Here is a 21,087-nt window from a genome sequence, read left to right on the forward strand (position 1 = left end):
CAAGAAGTAAGATTTCTGGCCAGTCAATGTGGACTTAAAACGCTCTTGTGATCTGCATGCACATGAATGACGAACATCGGAAAGCCGTATGAGGGAAAACCTCACGTACGGTTTGATGAGGAGGGGCAGATTTCTCTGCCCTTTACTCTAGTAAGAATTTATAAGTTTTCGTAACTTATAGCTTCGCATCAACCTTGGTAAACGCGCTGGTCCTTATAAGACAAGGATGGCGTAGCCGTTTATCCTGGTGGAAGCGTGCAGTAGTCAATCTACATCCACCATCCACGCTGTTCATATGACTATCAGTTTAGCGAAGCTGCCTCTACTATCCATAGCAATTCACGTAACGTATTACCTCCCTCGAATCCTCTCAGCCCATCAGGCGAAAAGTCAACTGCTGTAGCTAATGAACGCAGCTTCACTACAAGTGAACCAGAGTTCACTACGTGCCGGGAAATACGTGTGACGGGGCCATAGTGAACCCCTTGGTCATTTTTGGGAATTGGGATTCACTAGTAGAGAACCCAGATTCAGTACAGGCGATAAATCCCGAAATCGCTATCGCTAATGAACTCAGCATCATTACAAGTGAACCTGGGTTCATTACGTGCTGGGAAATACGCGTGACCGGGCCTTAGTGAATCTCGTGGTCATTTTGGGGAACTGAGATTCACTAGTAGAGAACCCAGATTCAGTACAGGCGATAAATCCCGAAATCGCTATCGCTAATGAACACAGCTTCATTACAAATGAACCTAGGTTCACTGAGTTCCGGGAAATAGGAGATAGGCGAGACGAGACCAGACGAGACCAGACGAGACGAGAATGGACATCGAGGTCGTTAGGGGTGAATGACGAGGATAATAGTGCCAGATGGTGGAGAATCGCTTGAAGCCCCATACCGGTGCTTTATCCACGCTCAAAAGCAGCAAATGCCAAAGCAAGAATACTCTGTGGCAATCGGGAAAAATAGTGTCAATGTGCGGAGTCCGCATGCATTTGCATGTAGTCAAAGGGGGATGCTTAGAAGAGGTTGAAGAATTTCCGAACAATATGAAAAGGGCCGTTTTATTTCGTTCGTTTTCGTTGACTTTGCTGCGGTGGACTGCTAAACTTACTAATGGTGCTTTGTGCCTTAAAGGCAAATTACGGGTGGTTTCCACCTCACGGGGGTATGAACATGTCAACGGTAGTGGTTGTCGGAACCCAATGGGGAGACGAAGGAAAGGGCAAGATAACCGATTTCCTGGCGGAGTCCGCAGAGGTTGTAGCTCGCTATCAGGGCGGGAACAATGCGGGTCACACGATTCTCATTAACGATAAGAAGTATAAACTGACGATGATTCCGTCGGGTATTTTTTATGCAGATAAAATTTGCGTCATCGGGAACGGTATGGTCATTAACCCGGGTGCGCTTCTGGAAGAAATCGCGTACATTCACGACAACGGCTTTACGACGAACAACCTGCGCATCAGTGACCGGGCTCACGTCATCATGCCGTATCATCTGCTCCTTGACGGATTGGAAGAAGAACGCAAGGGCGAGAACAAAATCGGAACGACCCGCAAAGGGATCGGTCCTTGCTATATGGATAAAGCGGCGCGCAGCGGCATTCGGATCGCCGATCTGATGGACGCTGAGGAGTTCGAGCGCAAGGTTCGCCACATGGTGAAGGAGAAGAACGTGCTGATCGAGCAGGTATACGGCTCCAAGGGGCTGGATGCGGACTCGATCATTGAAGAGTACTTGGGCTATGCCGAGCAAATCCGCCCATACGTCACCGATACGTCGGTCGTGCTGAACGATCTGATCGACGAAGGCCGCAAGGTGCTGTTCGAGGGTGCTCAGGGCGTGATGCTCGACATCGACCAAGGCACTTATCCGTTCGTGACTTCCTCCAACCCGTCTGCAGGAGGCGTCTGCATCGGTTCGGGCGTAGGCCCATCGAAGATTCAGCAAATCATCGGCGTGGCGAAATCTTATACGACGCGCGTCGGCGACGGTCCGTTCCCGACGGAGCTGAACAACGAGACCGGCGACTGGATTCGCGAGCGCGGCAACGAGTACGGTACGGTAACGGGACGTCCGCGCCGCGTCGGCTGGTTCGACAGCGTCGTCGTGAGACATGCCCGCCGCGTCAGCGGGATCACGGGTCTGTCCCTCAACTCGCTTGATGTACTGGCAGGACTTGAGACCGTGAAGATCTGCACGTCCTACAAATACCGCGGCGAAGTGATCGAGCATTATCCGGCGAGCCTGAAGATGCTGTCGGTGTGCGAAGCGGTATATGAGGAGCTCCCGGGCTGGAGCGAGGACCTATCCGGCGTGCGCAAGCTGGAGGACCTGCCGGAGAACGCGAGACGTTACGTGGAGCGGGTATCGGAGCTGACCGGTATTCCGATTGCGATCTTCTCGGTAGGACGAAACCGCGAGCAGACGAACTTAGTGAAGCCGATTTACTAATCATCCTTGAAAACTCCCCCGATTTTCCGTCCTGACCGGAGGATCGGGGGTTTGTTTTTTTCTCCCTCGTCCGGGTTGGTTTGCCTGAAATGAGTCAATACTGGAAGGTATACCAAACCGAGAACGAATGGGAGATGGGAGAGCAATGAAAGCATTGCAGTGGCTGCTGAAGCTGGCGGTCAGCGCAGCCGTCACGTCGGTGTGCTGTGTGGCGCTGACGTTCGTAACGGTGAACACGTATGTCAATATGCTGCTGGACCAATATCATATTGAGCGGCCCGCCGGGCAGCAGCTCGACTGGAATCAGTTCGTCAGCGGCATGACCCGTCAGCTTGGCGCGATGACTGGATTCTCCGGCGGTAGTAAAGGCCCGGGCAAAGCGGCGATCGGAACCGGAGCGGAGACAGGTTCAGGTTTTGGTTCAAGTTCCGGTACTGGTACAGTCAAAAGTTCAGGCTCAGGGAAGGACCTGGCCGTGTCCGGCCTGGCTCTGAAGGATAGCGGAAAGGATCCTACAGCGGTGCCGTCATCCCCCTCCGGCGGCTCGACGACGCCGTCGGGGACGCCGAATACGGGGACGGATGCCGGGCGCAAGCCGCCGGAGGATGCGGTAGCCGTGATGGGCCGGCAATCCGTATCGGGGACGGATGCGCCGAATGACGACCGCAAGATCGTCATCTCCAGCGAGGAGGTCCTGAAGCGGAAGAATCAACTGTCCAGCGAGAACAAGGCGAAGATCTTCTCGCTCCTGTCTTCGCGGTTACCGGAAGAGGAAATCCAGAAGATCTCGCTGCTGATGGAAGACGGCATCACGGCCGGCAAGCTGAAGGAGATCGAACAGATCCTCCAGAAATATTTGAAGGCGGACGAATACGCACAGCTGCTGAATATGATCCAAACGCCGTAAGCGGGAGGCGGACAGCCTCGTTACGAAGCGGCTCGGCACGACGAAGAAGCACCGGTTCCCGGGATAGGGGAGCGGTGCTTCTTAAGTCAGAGGATGAAGGATAAGTTCAACAGCTCAGAGAAGCGCTTCGATCGCGGATTCCATATCGATAGGAGACACGTTCGATTCAAAACGCTGAACCGGATTGCCGTTCTTGTCGATCAGGAATTTAGTGAAATTCCATTTGATGTCGTTGCCTTCCAGCTCGCCGGCTTCCTTAAGCATGTTGTGCAGCATTTTGCCCGTGCCGTCGTTTAGGTCAAAGCCTTCAAACGGCAGCGCCTCGGTTAAATAACCGAACAGCGGATGCTTCCCGTCGCCCCGAACGTCGACCTTCTCGAAGAGCGGGAAGGTTACGCCGTAGTTGATTTGGCAGAAGGTATCGACGTCCGAGTTGGAGCCCGGTTCTTGACCGCCGAACTGGTTGCAAGGAAAGCCGAGAATGACGAGCCCTTGATCGCGGTACTTCTCATACAGCTTATGCAGATCGGCGTATTGCGGCGTGAAGCCGCATTTGCTGGCGGTGTTGGCGATCAGGAGCACTTTGCCCTCGTATTGATTCAATTGCACTGCTTGACCCCGAATATTGGCTGCGGCAAACGAATGAACTCCCATATGTTATTCCTCCATTGGATTGTGATGGACTTGCTCTAATAAAGCCGTCAGACGCTTCCGGAGCCCGGTGATTTCTTCAGGGGACATCCCGGTCTGGCAAAATACCCGTTCCGGCACCTCATAGGCCTGCTCCTTCAGGGCATGCCCCTGAGCGGTCAAGCGGATAATCACACTGCGCTCATCCTGCGGGTCCCGGGTACGACGGATCAGATCCATGCCTTCCAGCTTCTTCAGCAGCGGCGTCAGGGTTCCGGAATCCAGATACAGCCGGCTGCCCAGCTCCTTGACGGTGACGCCGTCCTGCTCCCACAGCACGAGCAGCGCGATATACTGGGTGTAGGTGAGCCCCAGCTCATCCAGCACCGGCCTATACAGGCGCGTGATTTCCCGCGAAAAGGCATAGACGGCGAAGCAGAATTGATTCTCCAGCTTCAACAATTCGTCCCGGTTCATGTTCAGCTCCCTTCCGGTTAAATAAATTGTATAAAATTTAGTTTTATAAAACTAATATACGGCGGCCTACTGCCGGTGTCAACCCGTTTTTTCCCGTAACCGGGGAGCTTTAATCTTAAGCGCTTTTTTTGTTAAAATAGAAGCCATGCAGCTCAATATGCGATTATAGGAGAATTCACGTGGAAGAAAACGAGCTTCAAGAACCAAGCGGCTTAAGTCAGGAGCTCCATGCGGAAGCACGGCAACGGCTGTCCGAGGATCCGGATGTGGTATTTGCCGAGGCGCTCCGGATCGACATTGCGCGGGGGGATATCGAGTTCTGGCTGAAGTTCGCCTCGGAATGGGGTGGGGCCCTCTATTTGCTCGATGAGAAGAACACCCGGCTGGCGGAGCGGGGAAACGTCTCCCCGGAAGAGCACGAATACGCGAAGCGCACGTACCGGCTCGGGATGATTACGCTCAGCGGCCTATACGATAAACTGAAGGCATGGAGTGAAACGCAGCCGGGGGACCCTTATCTTTTTGTCATGGACCATCTCGAATGCTTCTTCATCCCGGGTTACCTGGACGATTACAGCCGCGTGCATCCGGCCGGAAAGGCCCGATGCGAGGCCTACATTCAGCGTATGCTGGAGGCGCTGGCATCGGACGGCGAGGAAACGCTCAAGCTGAAGGTGGAGGGCATCCAAGTGCTCGTACAGGAGTATATCCGGAACCTGCACCGGTACGCTCAAGGGTAAAAATCAGAAATACGGCGGCCTACACATGGCCGCCGTATTTCATTATCGTATCCTCCGCCTGCCGGAAGCGGGACGATTCTACGACTACTTGCAGCGTGCAGGCGGCCGCATCGCGCGTGGAAGCAGTAGCCGCTCCGGCGCCTTCAGCGTTAACGGGCGCGCCGTACATGGCGATATCCACCGCACCCTGCTCGCGAAGAACCGCAGCCGCTTGCTCCATATCCCCGCGGGTGCGGAAAAGCGCCGTAATGTTTTCCATAAGCTGACTTCACACTCCTGTCATGGTTCTCTATCAAAAAGTGGTATTATACACAATTTTGTTGAAAAAAGTAGTTTTGCTATGTTAAATTATTAAGAGATTCGTCTTATTGTTTAGAATCCCTTATTTTGGTGTTTTTATGTGCAATTCGTTAGAAAACCTGTAGAGCGCGGGAAGCAAGTCACACACAACCTACGGAGAGTGCGCCACTAAGGTCAGCAGCTAGCTCTTTCATACGCAGCAAGGCTAGTTTTCGAGTGCGGCAAAAAACGGCTTAAAAGGAGAACAAAATGACATTTTTCAAAGGAACGGATCGAATCAAGGAGCTGATCGCGAAGGTTCGCCTTCAAGGTTCCGGGAAACGGTCTGCGGATTCGGCTCTGGAAACGACGGCCGATCCGGCACAAGACGCAGCAGCTCAAGGAAAACCGCAAGCAAGCGCTACGGTAAAGATAAAGAACCAGGTCCTCTTACATAAATGGATGATTGTCAGAACGGTAACGGCGATGGGCTTTATCGCGGCAGTGGTGTGGAGCGGTAATCAATATGTGAAAGCGAATATGATCGAACTGGTACATGTCTATGCCAACGGGCAAGAGATTGGCGTCGTATCGGACGAGAATAAGGTATTGCAGTTCGAGGCCGAGAAGAAGCAGCAGCTGAGCGGAAGCTCACAGGATGTCCGGATGGTCGTGAAGGTCCCTGAGGTCACGTTTATGCATGAAAGGGCTTTCAATTCCAAAGCGGACGATCAGAAGGTGCTCTCCGAGCTGGGAGCCTTGTATTCGGCTCAGCCGGTAGGCGTCGTGCTGCTCGTCGACGGGAAGCGCGTCGGCGTGCTGAGAGATATGACGACCGCCGATAAGATGCTGGATCAGATCAAAGCCAATGCGATCGCCAATATGCAGAAGAAGAAGGATCCGGGCAAGGTCGGCATCCTGTCGGCATCGCCTGCTGGTGCCAGTGCGGCTCCGGCTGAGCTGGAGACGGCGGAGTTCGTACAGAAGGTGGAGCTGAACGAGGTTTCCATCGATCCGAAGGAGCTGGTGAAGCCGGAAGATCTGCAGAAGAAGCTCGAGACCGGAGACGTTCAGCCGACCAAATATACGGTGGAGAAGGGCGACTGCGTAGGCTGCATCGCCAAGAAGTTGAACATTCCGAAGCAGGTCATCTACCAGAACAATCCGTCTATCTCTGACGATATGATCAAGGTTGGACAGCAGCTGGACCTGACGGTGCTTCAGCCGACGCTTGCCGTTCGGACGGTGGAGAAGGTCGTCGAGAACCAGGAGATCCAGTACGAAACGGAATACAAGCAGGACGACAGCATGAGACTCGGGACGAATCAGATTATCTCCCCGGGGAAGAACGGCCTGAAGAAAGTGACCATCGAGCTGACCAAGGTCAACGGGCTCATGGCCGATGAGAAGGTGCTGAGCGAGGAAGTTGTACAGGAGCCGGTGAAGGCCGTCGCCGTGAAAGGCACCAAGGTCGTCAAAGGCGAAGGCTCGGGCAAGTTCGCTTGGCCGGTGGCCGGAGCGACGATCACAAGCACCTTCGGTATGCGCTGGGGTGCGTTCCACAAGGGCGTAGACCTCGTGGGCAACCGCAACATTACCGCTTCCGACAACGGGAAGGTCGTTTTCGCCGGTGTGAAGGAAGGATACGGCAACTGTATCATTGTGGATCATATGAACGGCTATCGTACGCTTTACGGTCACTTGAGCCAGATCCTGACCAGCAACGGCAAGATCGTCGAGAAGGGCGAGAAGATCGGCATTATGGGCAGTACCGGGGATTCCACGGGTGTGCATCTGCACTTTGAAGTGCAGCGCGGCGAAACGCCGGACAACCCGCTCAAATATTTGAACCGCTAATCGATAATCAAGTTGTTCCAGAGACATGGAAGAAGCAGGAACCCGCTCCTTCCGTGTCTCTTTTTCATTCCAACTGTGGTAAAATAGAAAAATAGAGAATTGAGGGGTCAGCTGTTAGTCTCTTACAGGCGGTGACGGGTTCAATGGCAAAAATTCTCGTCGTGGACGACGAACAACCGATTGCGGATATATTGAAATTCAACTTGGAAAAAGAGGGCTACGACGTCATCTGCGCTTACGACGGCGGAGCGGCGGTCGAGCTCGCTTATGCCGAGGAGCCGGATCTCATCCTGCTCGATCTGATGCTGCCCGTGAAGGACGGCATGGACGTGTGCCGGGAGGTGCGGCAGCGTCTGAATTCGCCCATCATTATGCTGACGGCGAAGGACAACGAGATCGACAAGGTGCTCGGCCTTGAGCTCGGAGCCGACGATTACGTGACGAAGCCCTTCGGCACGCGCGAGCTGCTGGCCCGTGTGAAGGCCCATTTGCGGAGGCAGACGAAGACGGCGCCTGCAGCGGCAGCCGCACAGGCCGGAGAGGAGCAGCGACAGCGGCAGGGGCTGCAGTTCCATGACTTGTTCATCGACAGCGACATGTACGTGGTGTATAAGGACGGCGTACCGCTGGATCTGACTCATCGCGAATTCGAGCTGGTGCAGTATTTGACGAAGAACAGCGGCAAGGTGATGACGCGCGAGCATCTGCTGCAGGCGGTGTGGGGCTTCGAGTACTTCGGCGACGTGCGTACGGTCGACGTGACGATCCGCCGGCTGCGGGAGAAGCTGGAGGATGATCCGAGCCGTCCGGAATACATTATCACCCGGCGGGGACTGGGCTATATGATGCGCAGCACGAAGCCGGGCGGCGGAGCCTGAGGCGGCGATGAGAATACGGGGCATTTCGTTCTTCCAGACGATTCAGGCGAAGCTGATCATCATTTACGTTCTGCTGATCCTGATCGCGATGCAGCTGATCGGGGTTTATTTTATCCGAACGCTCGAGACGTATTTCAAGACGGATTTCATCGCCAGCCGGACAGGCCAGGCGCAGCTGCTCGCCCAGTATGCGGAGACCTACCTGGCGGAAAGCCAGGATAACAAGAACGGCGAACCGAAGAAATCTTATACGGATCTCAACGACATCGTCAACAAATTGTTCGCCATCAGCAAGGCGGAGATCCAGATCATCGATGCGAACGGCGTCGTGCTGACGAGCTCGCTCTCGACGAACCAGTCGGTCGTAGGCAGCAAGAATACGCAAACCGAAGTCGTGAAGGCGCTTCAGGGCATCAAGGATAACCAGCGGATGTTCACGGACCTGGACGGGGTGCGCAAGATCATCATCGCGAGGCCGATCGGCTCCGGGGTGAAGGTATACGGCGCCGTCTATATCATCGCCTCGATGGAAGACGTCTACGATACGATGAAGCAGATCAGCCAGATTTTCATCTCCGGGACGCTCATCGCCCTTGTCCTTACCGCGCTGCTCGGGGTTATTCTGTCGGGGACGATTACCCGCCCGATTCAAGAGATCACGAGGCAGGCGACGAAGGTGGCGGAAGGACGGTTCGACGAGCAGGTGCGCGTGTTGGGGAAGGATGAGATCGGACAGCTCGGCAGCACGTTTAATTTCATGACGGAACGGCTGAAGGAAGCGTTATCTCTGAATGAAGAGGAGAAGGAGAAGCTGGCCTCCATTCTGTCCAATATGAATGACGGTCTGATTGCCGCGGACGAGCACGGCCGGGTCATTGTCATTAACCGGCGGGCCAAGCAAATCCTTCAGGTGAACGAGGAAGCGTCCCGCGGCATGTATTTGACCGCGCTGCTCGGGGTCACTCCCGACCTGCTGCGTCCGGCTGAGGGCGGCGGCGATAAGACGGCCATGCTGCGGCTGTTCCAGGAGGATGAGGAAGGGCCGCTCTACGTGAGGGCCACCTTCACGGCGATTCACGGCAAGACCCAGGGCGGCGCAGGGACCATCGTCATGCTCCAGGACGTGACGGGGATGGAGAAGCTGGAGCAGTCCCGGCGGGAGTTTGTGGCTAACGTATCGCACGAGCTGCGGACGCCGCTGACGACGATCAAGAGCTACCTGGAAGCGCTGGAGGACGGCGCGATGGAGGAGCCGCAGCTGGCGGGCAAATTCGTCGGCGTGGCGCGCAACGAGACGGACCGAATGATCCGGCTCGTCACGGATTTGCTGCAGCTGTCGCGACTGGATTCCAAGCAGGCTATTATCTCCAAGGAATCTACTATTGTGGAAGATATGCTGGAGGAGGCCGCCGACCGGTTCTCGTTCCAGTTGGAGCAGCGTTCGATCGAAGTAGAGATCGAGGTGGACCCGCAGGTAGAGGACCTGATGCTGGATCGGGACCGGATTGACCAGGTGCTCGATAATCTGGTCTCCAATGCGATTAAATATACGCCGGACGGGGGACATATCCGCATTCACGCAGGATGCCGGGACAAGGCGCTCGAAATCAGCGTTCAGGATAACGGAATCGGGATTCCCAAGAAGGATTTGGAGCGTATTTTCGAGCGATTTTACCGAGTGGATAAGGCGCGATCGCGCAGTATGGGCGGCACGGGCCTAGGCCTGTCGATTGCCCGGGAAATAGTAAAAGCTCACGGCGGGTCGATTCAGCTCGAATCGGAGCTTGGCGTGGGTACGAAAGTAACGTTTACGCTCCCTTACCAGCAGGAGGTGAGTGCCGGATGATGGAGAGGCTGAAATCAGGCGTTCTTATGATGCTGATCTTGCTCAGCTTGCTGCAGAGCTATCTGCTCGCCTACAGCTATCCGAAGTTCGATCCGGTGCGGCCGGACGAATATGTAAAGACGGACCTCAACGGTCCTCAGACCGCGCTCGAGGATCTGTTGTTCCCGGACCAGCTGGTGCTGCATCTGGGCAATCAGCAGCATACGGTCGCTTACCCGACATCCAAGGTGTACAACGACATTGTCGACAACATCAAGCAGCGCAGCCTCGAAGGCTTCCGCAAGACGACAACCACGTCGCTAGGCATCAATTGGGATGAGGTGCGAAGCAAGCAGCAGGGGGTCGAGGTGCGCTTCCGCGACGGACTGCCTTTCAGCGTGCTGCAGCAGCAGAAGGTTATGCAAATCAAAGGCGATATCCCGGTTGATAACGATCTGATCACGCGGATCTGGATTTTTGCCAAGGATACGAATGAAGTGAAGACGATTTTGTTCACGGATACGGGCAATACAATCTACGAGGTCCAAAAAGCGGACTTCACGCCGAAGGATATGGAGCGGTATTTTGCCAATGTCGGTACGGACTATGTCCCTTACAAAATGTCGAATATCGGAGATTACTATCTTCCGACGAAGCCGATCACGATCCCGTCATATACGATCGGTTACACGCAGTATACGGCGGATCAGCTGAAGCGAAGCTTCTTCGTGGACCCGGCCGTGACGCGCAACCTGACCGAACGGGACGGCTCCGAGATTTATATGGACGGCAAAAGAGGGCTGCAGCTGAAAAACGAGCAGCACTGGATGACCTATACCGATCCGATCGCTCCGGCGGACAGCAAGATCGACCTGCGCGAGAATCTCGTCTCGGCCGTGCAGTTCATCAACCAGCATGGCGGCTGGAACGGCACCTATGCGCTCCAGAAGCTGCCTCAGCGTCTGCTGCCGAGCAATCAGTCGTTCGTGTTCCGGCAGTACTACGGGGCTTATCCGGTAGTGAATTTGCACAATGATTATACCGGGTTTATAAAGGTCGTGCTGCAAAAAGGGGTCGTCTCCAATCTTGAGAGATCGACGTTAACCCCGGACTCCCGCAATGCCCGGAGGAAGGATGTGCAGCTGATCGGCGGCGAGGAGCTCGATGAGAAGCTGAAGCAGTGGACAAGCAAGACTCCGGTCTACGGGGTGTTCCCCGGCTACCGGACGGTGGTCTTGGATCAGACGATGGAGCTGGTTCCCGGCTGGATGGTGGAGCTGCGCGACGGAACGTATGAGCTATTGGAATAGAGACCGGAAGGCAGCCGATCGGTTGACGGCGGATCGCGGGAAGCGGCGGACCGGCAGTCTTCTGAAGGGCGAACGCCGAATCATCGAGGAAAGGAGAGCGGTGAACGCATGGAGTGGGGCCGGGCCAAAACGATTCTGATTCTATCTTTCTTGCTGCTTAACGTCGTGCTCGGCGTCCAGCTGTGGTCGAGCCGCTCCGATCTGCTCGATTTGGAGGCGAGTACGAGCGGTGCTGCCGCCCAGGAGCTGCAGCGGCTATTGAAAAGCAAGAACATCCAGGTCCCTGCGGATATCCCGAAGGACGTGCCCAAGCTGAAGGAGATCGTAGCGAAGTTCGATGAGAAGCTGACGCCGGGCTTGCCGGTGACGCTGGCTGCGCCGTTCAAGTTCGATCCGCTGATCAGTAAAAGCTCCGGCAAGGACCTTATGGTCCGGGCCGGTATTCCGAAGGCGGACTCGTATCAGTTCGACCCGGCGCTCAGCTCGAACGGCAAGTTCGTGTTTCACCAGCTGTACGGGGGGTTCCCGATGTTCGAGGTGCAGCTCGAGCTGATCGAGAAGAATGGGCTCATCGCAGCTTATAAGCAGGGCTTCGTCGAGATTAAGGCGGAGGGAGATCAGAAGGAGCAGAAGGTAATATCGCCGTATACCGCGCTGCAGACCCTGATTGAGAACTATTTGCCCGCAGGTTCCGTGATCACGGGCGTAAAGCTCGGCTACCACGGACAGATGTATAACTCGCAAACGCTGAATATGTGGCCCTCCTGGAGGGTGACGATCGGCAACAGCAGCGGCGACGTCTACTTCGTGCACGCGTTCAGCGGTGCGGTGGAGGGTCCGCAGAAAAATAAGTAGCAGTAGGGAGTTAAAGCAATGGGAATACGATTTAGCGTGCTGTCCAGCGGGTCCACGGGGAATGCGATGGTGGTGGACGGCGAGGACGGCAAAGTGCTGATTGATGCGGGGCTCAGCGCGAAGAAGGTGGAGCAGCTGCTGAAGGAGCGGGGGATGTCGCCGGATCAGTTGGACGCCATCCTGGTCACGCACGAGCATGCGGATCATATCAAAGGTCTTGGCGCCTTGGCGCGCAAATACGATCTGCCGGTCTACGCCAACGAGAAGACGTGGCGTGAGCTGGACCAGCATATCGGGGAGATCGCGGAGGCGAACCGCTGCGTAATGGATACGGGCGAGGTGCGCGACTTCGGGATGCTCCAGGTGGAGTCGTACGGGATCTCGCACGACGCCGCAGAGCCCGTAGGCTATTGCTTTTACCAGGGCGAGGAGAAGCTGAGTCTGGCCACGGACCTAGGCTACATGAGCTCCAAGGTGAAGGAGAAGATTACGGACAGCGACGTGCTCGTACTGGAGTCGAATCATGATGTCGAGATGCTGCGGATGGGCCGTTATCCCTGGAACATTAAACGCCGCATCCTGAGCGATGTAGGCCATTTGTCCAATGAGGCGGCCGGGATCGGGCTGGTGGACGTCATGTCGGAGAAGACGAAACGGGTCTATCTAGCGCATTTGAGCCGGGACCACAATCTGATGGATTTGGCCAGGCTGACCGTGAATAGTATGGTGGAAGAAAGGCTCGCTCCGGACGATCACCGGGCGAAGCTGATGGATACGTATTATGACCGGTCAACGGAGTGGGATCGGCTGGACGAGGACTAAGCTCTAAGCCTGCTGAGACGGTGTAGGAATGGAGGCGGTAAGCTCTCCCTCCAGCGCCTGTGCCTTGACGGCAATCTCTTGAGCGGTGATGACGCCTTTCTCGATCAATAGTTCGATGAGGGCATCGAGAAGCAGGCCTTGCTGGAACTGGTGATCCTTCAAATCGGCAAGCTGGCCGATCCAATGAATTTGGTCGAGATGGGATGAGATACGGTTAGCGGACATAGGAACATTCATCCTTTCGGGGCTAAGGTTCTTTTGTTCTTATTCTAGTCTTCCAGGCGCGAAAACATTCCTAATGCCTTATAGTTTTTTAGAATACTAGCTTGGGATAATCCCGGGAATCGTTCCGGGCTGCAGGACCATGGGGAGAGGTGCGACGCGATGAGCTTATTCGATGACGATTTTTATTCTACGAAGACAATCCGGTCCTCCCGGCAGGAAAGCTGGACGGTGCGGCGATCGGCCCGGGGATGGTTGCCCGGATGGATAATGCCCGCCGCCGGCGGCGCCGCGGTGACCGCCCTGTTGTTCATGCTGCTCGGCGGCCATGGGGGCGGTCCAGGGAAGAATGCGCAGCCTGCAGTAACTGTGATGGCTCCCCCGGCCGGCGCGACGGTTGCCGGAGCCAGCGGGCCAGGATCGTCCGGTTCGGGGGAGTCGGTGATCTATGCTGCGGAGAAGGTATCTCCTACGGTTGTCAGCATTATCGGCTCGAAGAAGGATTCGGCGAAGGATGCAACAGGGAAAAGCGGCGGGGTCGTGGGCCTGGGCTCGGGCGTCATCTTTGCCAAGGCGGGCGACAAGGTGCGGATTGTGACCAATAATCATGTGGTCGAAGGGTTCACGCAGCTTGATGTGGTCTCCAGCGTCGGGGAACGGCGCAAGGCGACGCTAGTAGGCCGGGATCAGATCACCGATCTGGCCGTGCTGGAGATGGACGGAACCGGGATTAAGCAGACGGCGGAATTCGGCGATTCCGATAGTCTGAAGGCCGGTGAAACGGTCATCGCCGTAGGCAATCCGCTGGGACTCGGCTATGCGCCGACGATTACAAAAGGGATCATCAGCTGGCCGAAGCGGACCATTCCGGTGTCACTCGGTCAGGAGGGCGAGCTCGACTGGGAGATGGACGTCATCCAGACGGATGCGGCCATCAACCAAGGCAACAGCGGCGGGGCACTCGTGGACGTGGACGGGAAGATTATCGGCATCAACACGCTCAAGGTGGCCGATACCGGTGTGGAAGGGCTCGGATTCGCGATTCCGATTAATCAGGTCAAGAGCGTCATCGATACGCTGATTCAGTTTCATAAGGTGGTGCGGCCTTACATTGGCGTGGTGACACAGGAGCTGCAGTCTTTTGCCGGGGTGGATTCGCTCAAGCTGCCTGCGGAGGCTAAGAAAGGCATTATTGTGCTCGACGTGACGGGACCCGCGAAGGATGCGGGGCTGAAGTCCAACGACGTGATTACCGAGCTGGACGGAAAGCCGATAAACAGCACGCTGTCGCTCCGTAAGTATATTTACGGTCAGAAGAAGGTAGGAGACAAACTGGCTATCACGTATTACCGCGGCTCGAAGAAAAGCTCGGTACTGGTGACGCTCGGGGAGCTGAAGGACCGGTAACATCGGTTGGCTTCAGTTTGCTTGATTGAATGAGAATTGGCTCGAAGCTGCCGAAGCAGGGGGATTGTTCGCATTTATTATTGTTACTGCGGCGGTTTTTGGGGTAAACTAGTGTAATGTGTAACGATAGAAGGATGCGATTTCAAAGTCTGATTGGCCTTGCTGCTTGCAAGGATCGGTTGGGCGGTCTAGGGAATCAAGAAGGGGTCATTCGATGCATGTAGTTTGCAAGGAACACTTGGAGCTGGCGATCGACATGTTCGTCGATGAGTACGAGGACGCGCCGGATATTGTCGATTTGGAGCAAACGAAATTTGCGGACTGGGAGCCGCCGGCGCATTGCGAGCGGTGCTCGGAGCCGGGACGGTTCCTGGTCATTTAGCGTGAAGCGGGAGGGCTGAAGCAGCCCTTCTTTTTTCGTTTATCGGCGTATTAAGGGGGCCTTTGGAAGAGATGAACATTCAGATTGTGTCGGTCGGGAAGCTGAAGGAATCGTATCTGGTGCAGGGCATCGCCGAATATGTAAAGCGCCTTGGCCCGTATGCCAAGGTGCAGCTGATCGAGGTGCCGGACGAGAAGGCACCGGAAACGATGAGCGCCGCGGAGGAGGCGCAGGTGAAGGCACGCGAGGGCGAACGCATCCTCGCGCAGCTTCGCGAGGGCGCCTACGTTGTGGCGCTCGCGATCGACGGCAAGCCGCTGTCGAGCGAGGAGCTCGCGCGGCATGTGCAGGAGCTGGCCACGTACGGGCGCAGCCACGTGGCGTTCGTGATCGGGGGCTCGCTCGGGCTGGCCCCCGCGGTTTTGGCGCGTGCCGAGCTGAAGCTCTCGTTCGGGCGCATGACGCTACCGCACCAGCTGATGCGCTTGGTGCTGGTGGAGCAGGTGTATCGCGCGTTTAAGATTATGCGGGGGGAACCCTATCACAAGTAACGGCGAAATTTTTTGGTAGGAAGAAGCCGGAAAGACGCTGAAGTGGGAGAGGCTATATTTTATAATATTTGGTAATCTACAGTTAGTAGCTGTTAAAGATGTTTGAGGGCTTTATACCATTATTTTACTTCGATTCAAATAGAGTACTAGTGGTTGACTCCTCGTTGGTAGCCGCTACAAGATACCAGAATGTTGACTTTAAAAATATATTGGGACCCAGAAAGCAAAATATTAAAAATAGCTAACGTCAAACTCAAAATACTGCATATAAATGTTCAGTACTTTGAGTTTGTTGTGGTAATATCTATGACATCTACTTAAATATAGAATTATATAGTTTCACGTGGAACAAATGTATAATTCTGGTTGTAGCGTATATTTTTTTGAGTACAACTTCTATCATAAGGACAATGCTTTGACATCAATAAAAAAGTAAATAACAACTTGTTTGAGAACGATTGCAAACCTTTAAATAGTAATATTAATCTGCTCTTGTGCCCCTTGACACCTACTTGAAATGCAAGAAACCCCTCTTGCATAGGATGCAGAAGGGTTAAGGGCTAAAAAATAGTTGATTCAATCTACTTATTTTCGTTGAGTGTGACCCTCTTAATAACCAGATGTCTTCCGCTGTTCAAACGATGTAGCAGACAGAAGATGGTCAATGAAATGAGGCAGTGAAGTGAGTATCAAGAAAAGAATTTTTCTTTACATTAGGAGACTATTCGTATTTATCAGCGGTTAAAAGAGAAATACATCCGGGTCTGGACCGAACCGGTGATCTTGGTTCATTTGATCGATCGTGTTCATATCTTCATCAGAAAGCGTAAAGTCGAAAATTCCGGCATTTTCCTGAATGCGTTCTTGGCGAACTGATTTGGGTATGGTGACGACCCCGTGCTGCAGATCCCAACGAAGGACGATTTGGGCAGGAGTTTTCCCATACTTCGCGGCCAGCTCGGTAATCTGCGGCAGATCCAGATTACCCTTCATGATCGGGCTCCAGGCTTCTAATTGGATTCCCTCACGTTTGCAATATTGGAGAAGCTCTTGCTGGTTGAGCAGAGGATGAAACTCCACTTGATTGACAGCGGGAACCGTGTCGCTATCCTGCTTTAACGATTCCAGATGATGGATTTTGAAGTTACTTACACCAATGGCGCGAATGTACCCGTCCTTTTGTAATTTTTCAAAGGCTCTCCAGGTTTCCTTGAACTTATCTTTGCCGGGCCAGTGAATCAGATAGAGATCGAAGTATTCGAGATCGAGTTTAAGGCGGCTGTCCTCAAAAGCACGAAGCGTGGATTCGTAGCCTTGATCTTTATTTGCCAGTTTAGTAGTGATGAACAGCTGGTCTCTGGGGATTTCGCTTTGTTTGATAGCGGTGCCCACCCCGGTCTCGTTGCGGTAGCCCGCTGCAGTATCGATCGAGCGATATCCGGCTTCCAAAGCATCGCGGACTGAACGAATAACTTCCTCGCCGTCTTCCACTTGAAAGACGCCCAGTCCGAGCCATGGCATACGTACTCCATTATTTAATACGGTGTAATCAGTGATCTTTTGAATACTCACGCATCATTCCTCCTACCTTAAATTTATCTTTATTTTATAGAAGTACAGCGATAAATGTAAGAAGTGAAATGCTTTTAACTAGATAAACTGTATCCTACCAACTTTAGTGGAGGTTACCTTTTATGTGCTGAAAATGATACTCACGTATAACGATGGAGGCGCGGGGAACCGCACTCTCAGATTATATTTCTTTGATCGATTTGGATTTGAGCATTGAATTTTTTATTGAATAAGGAAAAATCTTTAGCTTTAATGGGGAAAGGTTCCATCATACTCAAACATTCATTTCATTAGTGAAGAGAGTGGATTTTCGGATATTTCTCGGTCAAACCGTATTCCAGGTAGAGCTTCGATATCTTCTGACTCCTTTTCTTGCGAATTAAATAAAATAAGCTCCTTGTTTACAGGAGCTTCATAAATGATATACACTTTCTTCCATTGTTATAGTCTGATTTTTTTATGATTTTAGGTACGGATGATCTCTGGTAGATGTTTTGGTAGTTGTTCTGTAAGATGCTCGCTAAATGCTATATTTTTTGCAATGTTTATTAGTTCTTGACGTGAGCTAGACTTTTGGTATTCTGCAAGAACCATTTTTAAAATACCAAATGCTTTGGTAATATTTCCTTCGTTAATATTGCTAATATCGATTCCAGAAAAATCACGATCATTGTAATCAGCATTATTAACTAATAGTGATACCAAAATTCTACCGACGTGAAGAGGATAATTAGTAGCAATCGCATCTTCTTGTGGGTTTGTTGTTACCATGCTTCTTAGCGAACGTTCAACCTGCTTCATCACTTCAATGCTTTTTAGATATATTTCAGGCTGTCTATTGACAGGAAATAGACGTCGATAATCCTTTTCATTTTTAGTAAGGGTAGTTGGATTGGATCTTGCTTTTGATGGATTTTTTTGAACAAGAGCAGTCAAGCATTGAGACAGATATTTAATTGATATTATCTTATTTCTTGGCTTCCCTTGATTTTTATAGAAATTTTTACGTCTGTCATAGTAAAAACCTTTTGATAGTAAGTATTCTTCTATGTTTCTCTGGACTTTATCAGTTGCTCTCAAAGTTGATGGAGGAACGTAATTTTGTGAGTTTGTAGATTTTATAATTGCATCAGACGTTTCCTTTTTTCCTGTGATAACAATTTTGAGTAAGATTGCTCTTTTATCTTCTTCGAAGTCTCCTTTTGATAGTGAAATGTAAATTGTATAAGAAGTCTGGAGACCATTTACGATTTGAATATTATCTAAGTGTAGAGTCTTTCCAGCCAATGTGCCTTTTTCAGCGATAATAGTTACACCATTATTAAGCCACCAAAAATCAAATTCTTGTTTTTCCGTAACCGATTGCTTAATCTCTTCATTTACGTCAGTATTATTCTGATAGTCTCTTACATTAGATTCAAACAGGTATTTACGGAGGGTGCCGTCCGAATCTGAAAGAAATTTATAATATTCATATAAAGTTGTAGATGCTATGTAACCACCTTGCTCCTGCTTGTAATCGATCGTAATAGGCGTTTCATTTAACTTCAGTGGAAGGGAATAGGTTGGATTCTTTCTTGATAATTCCATTTGTGCTTCAGCATCGACGATATGATAAGAATATTCAATATTACTTCCGCCAGTGCTTTTAACTTTTTGGGATAATAAAACCATTTTTCTTAGATAAGCATCATTTTGCATTTCTGGACCTAATGTTTTAGTCTTGTCGCCTTTGCAAACGTGATAGTAATGAACATTTATCTTCGGATGCCTACCAGCAATTTTCATCCAAGTATTATGAAACACTTTAATTTTTTCAATAAGTAAAGGATTAAAGACCTCATTTAGCGGTTCGAAATCTATACCAAGTTGAAAAATATGCTCTGCTGAAGCAATGAATCTATCTACTACTATTTCTTCAACAGAGTTTGTATTTTTATATTGCATTAAGTGCAATTCTAATACTGACTGATTAGACGGTTTTATTTCTTCAAAATCGTAGATATATTCATCGTTTAAAAATATAAAGAAACCATCAATGCCACCGTCTCGTGAAGCTCCTATAATACCAGACTCGATTTCCTCAGCACCGATATCTCGAAAACGTGCAAAACCATGCCATAATTAGGTGAAGTTATGGTATTAAATAATCAAGCTTTTCAGCTCAGTTTTAGTATAATCAAATTTCATTTCAATACTTTCGATTTTTTTGGAAGTGTTTAGAGTAATCTTAGTTATAATCATGTGCAGCAATGTCTTCCGCTACTCAAACGATTTCGGATAAATGTTAATTAAAAAAAATTATTAGGCATAAATGAAACATTTATCAGAAATAGAGCGTCGAAAATGACATAATAATAATCACCTTCCGCTAGAAAGGCGATTAAGGAGGCTAAGGAAGCTATCGGTTCCTTATCGGTTTATATTAGTATTCTTTAATTCGTAAGCCGGAAAAGACGGGTAGCCGAACTCCAATATATCGCAGCACGCAGCACAAATAGGCTCATCCAAGCAGGGAGCCGCTATTTTTTGACAACATAACATGCACGTAGGCGTAATTTCCAACGGTTTATTCTCTTCTTCTTCCATGCTGCAACCACCTGACTTATAATTTAAACCTGCCGACCATCTCGCTAAGTTCGATAGAGATTTGCTTAAGTTCTTCGGAGGAAACAGCAAGCGTTTCCACCACGATCAATTGTTTCTCGCTCGTGCTTGCAACATCTCTTGAATTGGCAGAAGCTGCTTGTACAATCGAATATATTTCAGCAACGGACGCATTTACCTGTTCAGAACTGGCTGCCATTTCTTGCGCGATTGCCGCCACTTGTCATTAACCATTCTCATTGACGGTCGTTTCGGAACCGACAGCGACGGTGGTTTTTTACTTTCCTCACCGCCAAAGGCGTGGCGATCGTAAATAATAAAATTCGGTGGCGGAAATGGAAAAACCTGCTTGTTATGAGCAGGTTTAGAATAACGATCTCACATTGTATACAGTTTTTCGGTGCAGCCAGAATTTCGTCTCCCCTAATTTGACGTACCATTCCGTGTCTAACTCCAGGCTAACACGGCAGAACGCATCGTCCACCTCGATGAGTATCGGGTCTCCACAATGCAACGGATACAATAATCGTGTCCCTTCATAAAGCCTCCAACGCCTAGTCTCTTTATGAAATTTCATCGTCTGCATCATTGGTCATCAAATTCCGTTAAGATGCGGGACACATGAATCGCATCGATCAACTTGTCCTTTCTGAGCACAGCATCAAGCAAACTGGCTGTACAAACGTTATTAATCTCCCGGCTAATTCCGCGGGTATGTGCATAGATGGCATCCATCGCCTCGGTCGTGAAAACCGGGTGGGTACTGCCGGCCACCTCCAGATGGTGTTCAATATACGCTCTTGTCTCTTGAGATGACAGGCTCTCCAAGTGAAATCGTACGTTCATGCGTTGTGTAATTGGCTTAAAGACGCGAAGCTGCAGTGTCGCCTGCAGTTCCGGCTGTCCCACCAAAATCAATGCCAAGGGAGAGACCGAGTCCATATTGAAATTCGTGAGGAAGCGAATTTCTTGCAGCATATCGCCAGAAAGCAAATGCGCCTCATCAATGACGACGACCGCGACCTTTTTCTGGTTCTCAAACAAATCCCATACCAAATGCTGAAATTGACGTTTGGCCTCACCCCGCAGAAATCTCGGTGAGGCCCCGAATTGGTGCAAGAGCTCTCGGTAAAAATCCCGAGGCTTCAAATGGGCATCGGACAAATAGAGAAATCGGTATTTGTTTGCATCAATCCGCTCTTTCAAGGCACGGATCGACGTCGACTTCCCGCTGCCAATCTCTCCAGTCACACAGCCAATAGAGCGCGTCATGACCATGTATTGGAGCCGAGCCACACATTG

Annotated in this window: 21 protein-coding genes; 12 read left to right on the forward strand and 9 right to left on the reverse strand. The window is 51.6% G+C overall.

Annotated elements, in window-relative coordinates; translation table 11 throughout:
- The first annotated feature begins 1,180 nt into the window (after positions 1-1,180).
- Complete coding sequence (locus O9H85_RS35945; RefSeq protein ID WP_269886152.1) at positions 1,181-2,464, forward strand: adenylosuccinate synthase; 1,284 nt, start codon at positions 1,181-1,183, stop codon at positions 2,462-2,464.
- Between the two features lie 145 nt (positions 2,465-2,609).
- Positions 2,610-3,371, forward strand: coding sequence for a hypothetical protein (locus O9H85_RS35950; protein WP_269886153.1), 762 nt, complete (start codon positions 2,610-2,612; stop codon positions 3,369-3,371).
- Between the two features lie 114 nt (positions 3,372-3,485).
- On the opposite strand, the gene O9H85_RS35955 is transcribed toward O9H85_RS35950, so the two are convergent.
- Together O9H85_RS35955 and O9H85_RS35960 are read right to left on the reverse strand one after the other, a co-directional pair.
- Positions 3,486-4,025, reverse strand: coding sequence for a glutathione peroxidase (locus O9H85_RS35955; RefSeq protein WP_269886154.1), 540 nt, complete (start codon positions 4,023-4,025; stop codon positions 3,486-3,488).
- Between the two features lie 3 nt (positions 4,026-4,028).
- Entirely contained in the window at positions 4,029-4,478 is a 450-nt protein-coding gene (locus tag O9H85_RS35960; RefSeq protein ID WP_269886155.1) for a MarR family winged helix-turn-helix transcriptional regulator, read from the reverse strand.
- A gap of 179 nt (positions 4,479-4,657) precedes the next feature.
- Here O9H85_RS35960 and O9H85_RS35965 point away from each other — a divergent pair, with 179 nt between their 5' ends.
- Complete coding sequence (locus tag O9H85_RS35965; RefSeq protein WP_269886156.1) at positions 4,658-5,218, forward strand: hypothetical protein; 561 nt, start codon at positions 4,658-4,660, stop codon at positions 5,216-5,218.
- Between the two features lie 19 nt (positions 5,219-5,237).
- Here the strand turns inward: O9H85_RS35965 and O9H85_RS35970 are convergent, their stop codons facing one another.
- Positions 5,238-5,477, reverse strand: coding sequence for a hypothetical protein (locus tag O9H85_RS35970; RefSeq protein ID WP_269886157.1), 240 nt, complete (start codon positions 5,475-5,477; stop codon positions 5,238-5,240).
- Between the two features lie 290 nt (positions 5,478-5,767).
- Here O9H85_RS35970 and O9H85_RS35975 point away from each other — a divergent pair, with 290 nt between their 5' ends.
- From O9H85_RS35975 to O9H85_RS36000, 6 genes are all read left to right on the forward strand, one after another.
- Entirely contained in the window at positions 5,768-7,354 is a 1,587-nt protein-coding gene (locus O9H85_RS35975; protein WP_269886158.1) for a M23 family metallopeptidase, read from the forward strand.
- Between the two features lie 143 nt (positions 7,355-7,497).
- The gene (yycF, locus tag O9H85_RS35980) at positions 7,498-8,232 is read left to right on the forward strand and encodes a response regulator YycF (RefSeq protein WP_269886159.1); all 735 of its coding nucleotides are present in this window, start codon (positions 7,498-7,500) and stop codon (positions 8,230-8,232) included.
- A 13-nt stretch (positions 8,233-8,245) separates the two neighbouring features.
- Positions 8,246-10,078: a cell wall metabolism sensor histidine kinase WalK gene (gene walK, locus O9H85_RS35985; RefSeq protein ID WP_269886174.1), complete on the forward strand. Its 1,833-nt coding sequence runs from the start codon at positions 8,246-8,248 to the stop codon at positions 10,076-10,078.
- A complete protein-coding gene (locus O9H85_RS35990; protein WP_269886160.1) occupies positions 10,075-11,367 on the forward strand; it encodes a YycH family regulatory protein in 1,293 nt (430 codons plus the stop codon). The genes walK and O9H85_RS35990 overlap by 4 nt, the downstream gene beginning before the upstream one ends.
- Positions 11,368-11,475: 108 nt before the next feature.
- Positions 11,476-12,222: a two-component system regulatory protein YycI gene (yycI, locus tag O9H85_RS35995; RefSeq protein WP_269886161.1), complete on the forward strand. Its 747-nt coding sequence runs from the start codon at positions 11,476-11,478 to the stop codon at positions 12,220-12,222.
- 18 nt (positions 12,223-12,240) lie between these two features.
- Positions 12,241-13,044: an MBL fold metallo-hydrolase gene (locus O9H85_RS36000; RefSeq protein ID WP_269886162.1), complete on the forward strand. Its 804-nt coding sequence runs from the start codon at positions 12,241-12,243 to the stop codon at positions 13,042-13,044.
- Between the two features lie 3 nt (positions 13,045-13,047).
- Here the strand turns inward: O9H85_RS36000 and O9H85_RS36005 are convergent, their stop codons facing one another.
- The gene (locus tag O9H85_RS36005; protein WP_269886163.1) at positions 13,048-13,269 is read right to left on the reverse strand and encodes a hypothetical protein; all 222 of its coding nucleotides are present in this window, start codon (positions 13,267-13,269) and stop codon (positions 13,048-13,050) included.
- 159 nt (positions 13,270-13,428) lie between these two features.
- On the opposite strand from O9H85_RS36005, the gene O9H85_RS36010 reads away from it, so the two are divergent.
- From O9H85_RS36010 to rlmH, 3 genes are all read left to right on the forward strand, one after another.
- Positions 13,429-14,673 (forward strand): S1C family serine protease, encoded by a 1,245-nt coding sequence (locus tag O9H85_RS36010; RefSeq protein WP_269886164.1) that lies wholly within the window; start codon positions 13,429-13,431, stop codon positions 14,671-14,673.
- A 214-nt stretch (positions 14,674-14,887) separates the two neighbouring features.
- Positions 14,888-15,055: a CxxH/CxxC protein gene (locus tag O9H85_RS36015; RefSeq protein WP_269886165.1), complete on the forward strand. Its 168-nt coding sequence runs from the start codon at positions 14,888-14,890 to the stop codon at positions 15,053-15,055.
- Positions 15,056-15,126: 71 nt separating this feature from the next.
- On the forward strand, positions 15,127-15,606 hold the full coding sequence (gene rlmH, locus O9H85_RS36020) for a 23S rRNA (pseudouridine(1915)-N(3))-methyltransferase RlmH (protein WP_269886166.1): 480 nt from the start codon (positions 15,127-15,129) through the stop codon (positions 15,604-15,606).
- 741 nt (positions 15,607-16,347) lie between these two features.
- Here rlmH and O9H85_RS36025 read toward each other — a convergent pair.
- The 5 genes from O9H85_RS36025 to O9H85_RS36040 form a co-directional block, all read right to left on the reverse strand.
- Positions 16,348-17,127 carry an aldo/keto reductase gene (locus tag O9H85_RS36025; RefSeq protein WP_269886175.1) on the reverse strand — a complete coding sequence of 260 codons (780 nt, stop codon included), beginning with the start codon at positions 17,125-17,127 and terminating at the stop codon, positions 16,348-16,350.
- 516 nt (positions 17,128-17,643) lie between these two features.
- Positions 17,644-19,125 carry an AIPR family protein gene (locus tag O9H85_RS36030; protein WP_269886167.1) on the reverse strand — a complete coding sequence of 494 codons (1,482 nt, stop codon included), beginning with the start codon at positions 19,123-19,125 and terminating at the stop codon, positions 17,644-17,646.
- 658 nt (positions 19,126-19,783) lie between these two features.
- Positions 19,784-20,005 carry a hypothetical protein gene (locus O9H85_RS36035; protein WP_269886168.1) on the reverse strand — a complete coding sequence of 74 codons (222 nt, stop codon included), beginning with the start codon at positions 20,003-20,005 and terminating at the stop codon, positions 19,784-19,786.
- A 144-nt stretch (positions 20,006-20,149) separates the two neighbouring features.
- Complete coding sequence (locus tag O9H85_RS38125) at positions 20,150-20,374, reverse strand: DUF5348 domain-containing protein (protein ID WP_409348262.1); 225 nt, start codon at positions 20,372-20,374, stop codon at positions 20,150-20,152.
- Positions 20,371-21,087, reverse strand: a 717-nt coding sequence (locus tag O9H85_RS36040; RefSeq protein WP_269886169.1) for an ExeA family protein, incomplete at its 5' end; no start/stop codon positions are given. The genes O9H85_RS38125 and O9H85_RS36040, both read right to left, overlap by 4 nt.

This window comes from Paenibacillus gyeongsangnamensis (genome assembly GCF_027533625.1).
Classification (GTDB): Bacteria; Bacillota; Bacilli; order Paenibacillales; family NBRC-103111; genus Paenibacillus_G; species Paenibacillus_G gyeongsangnamensis.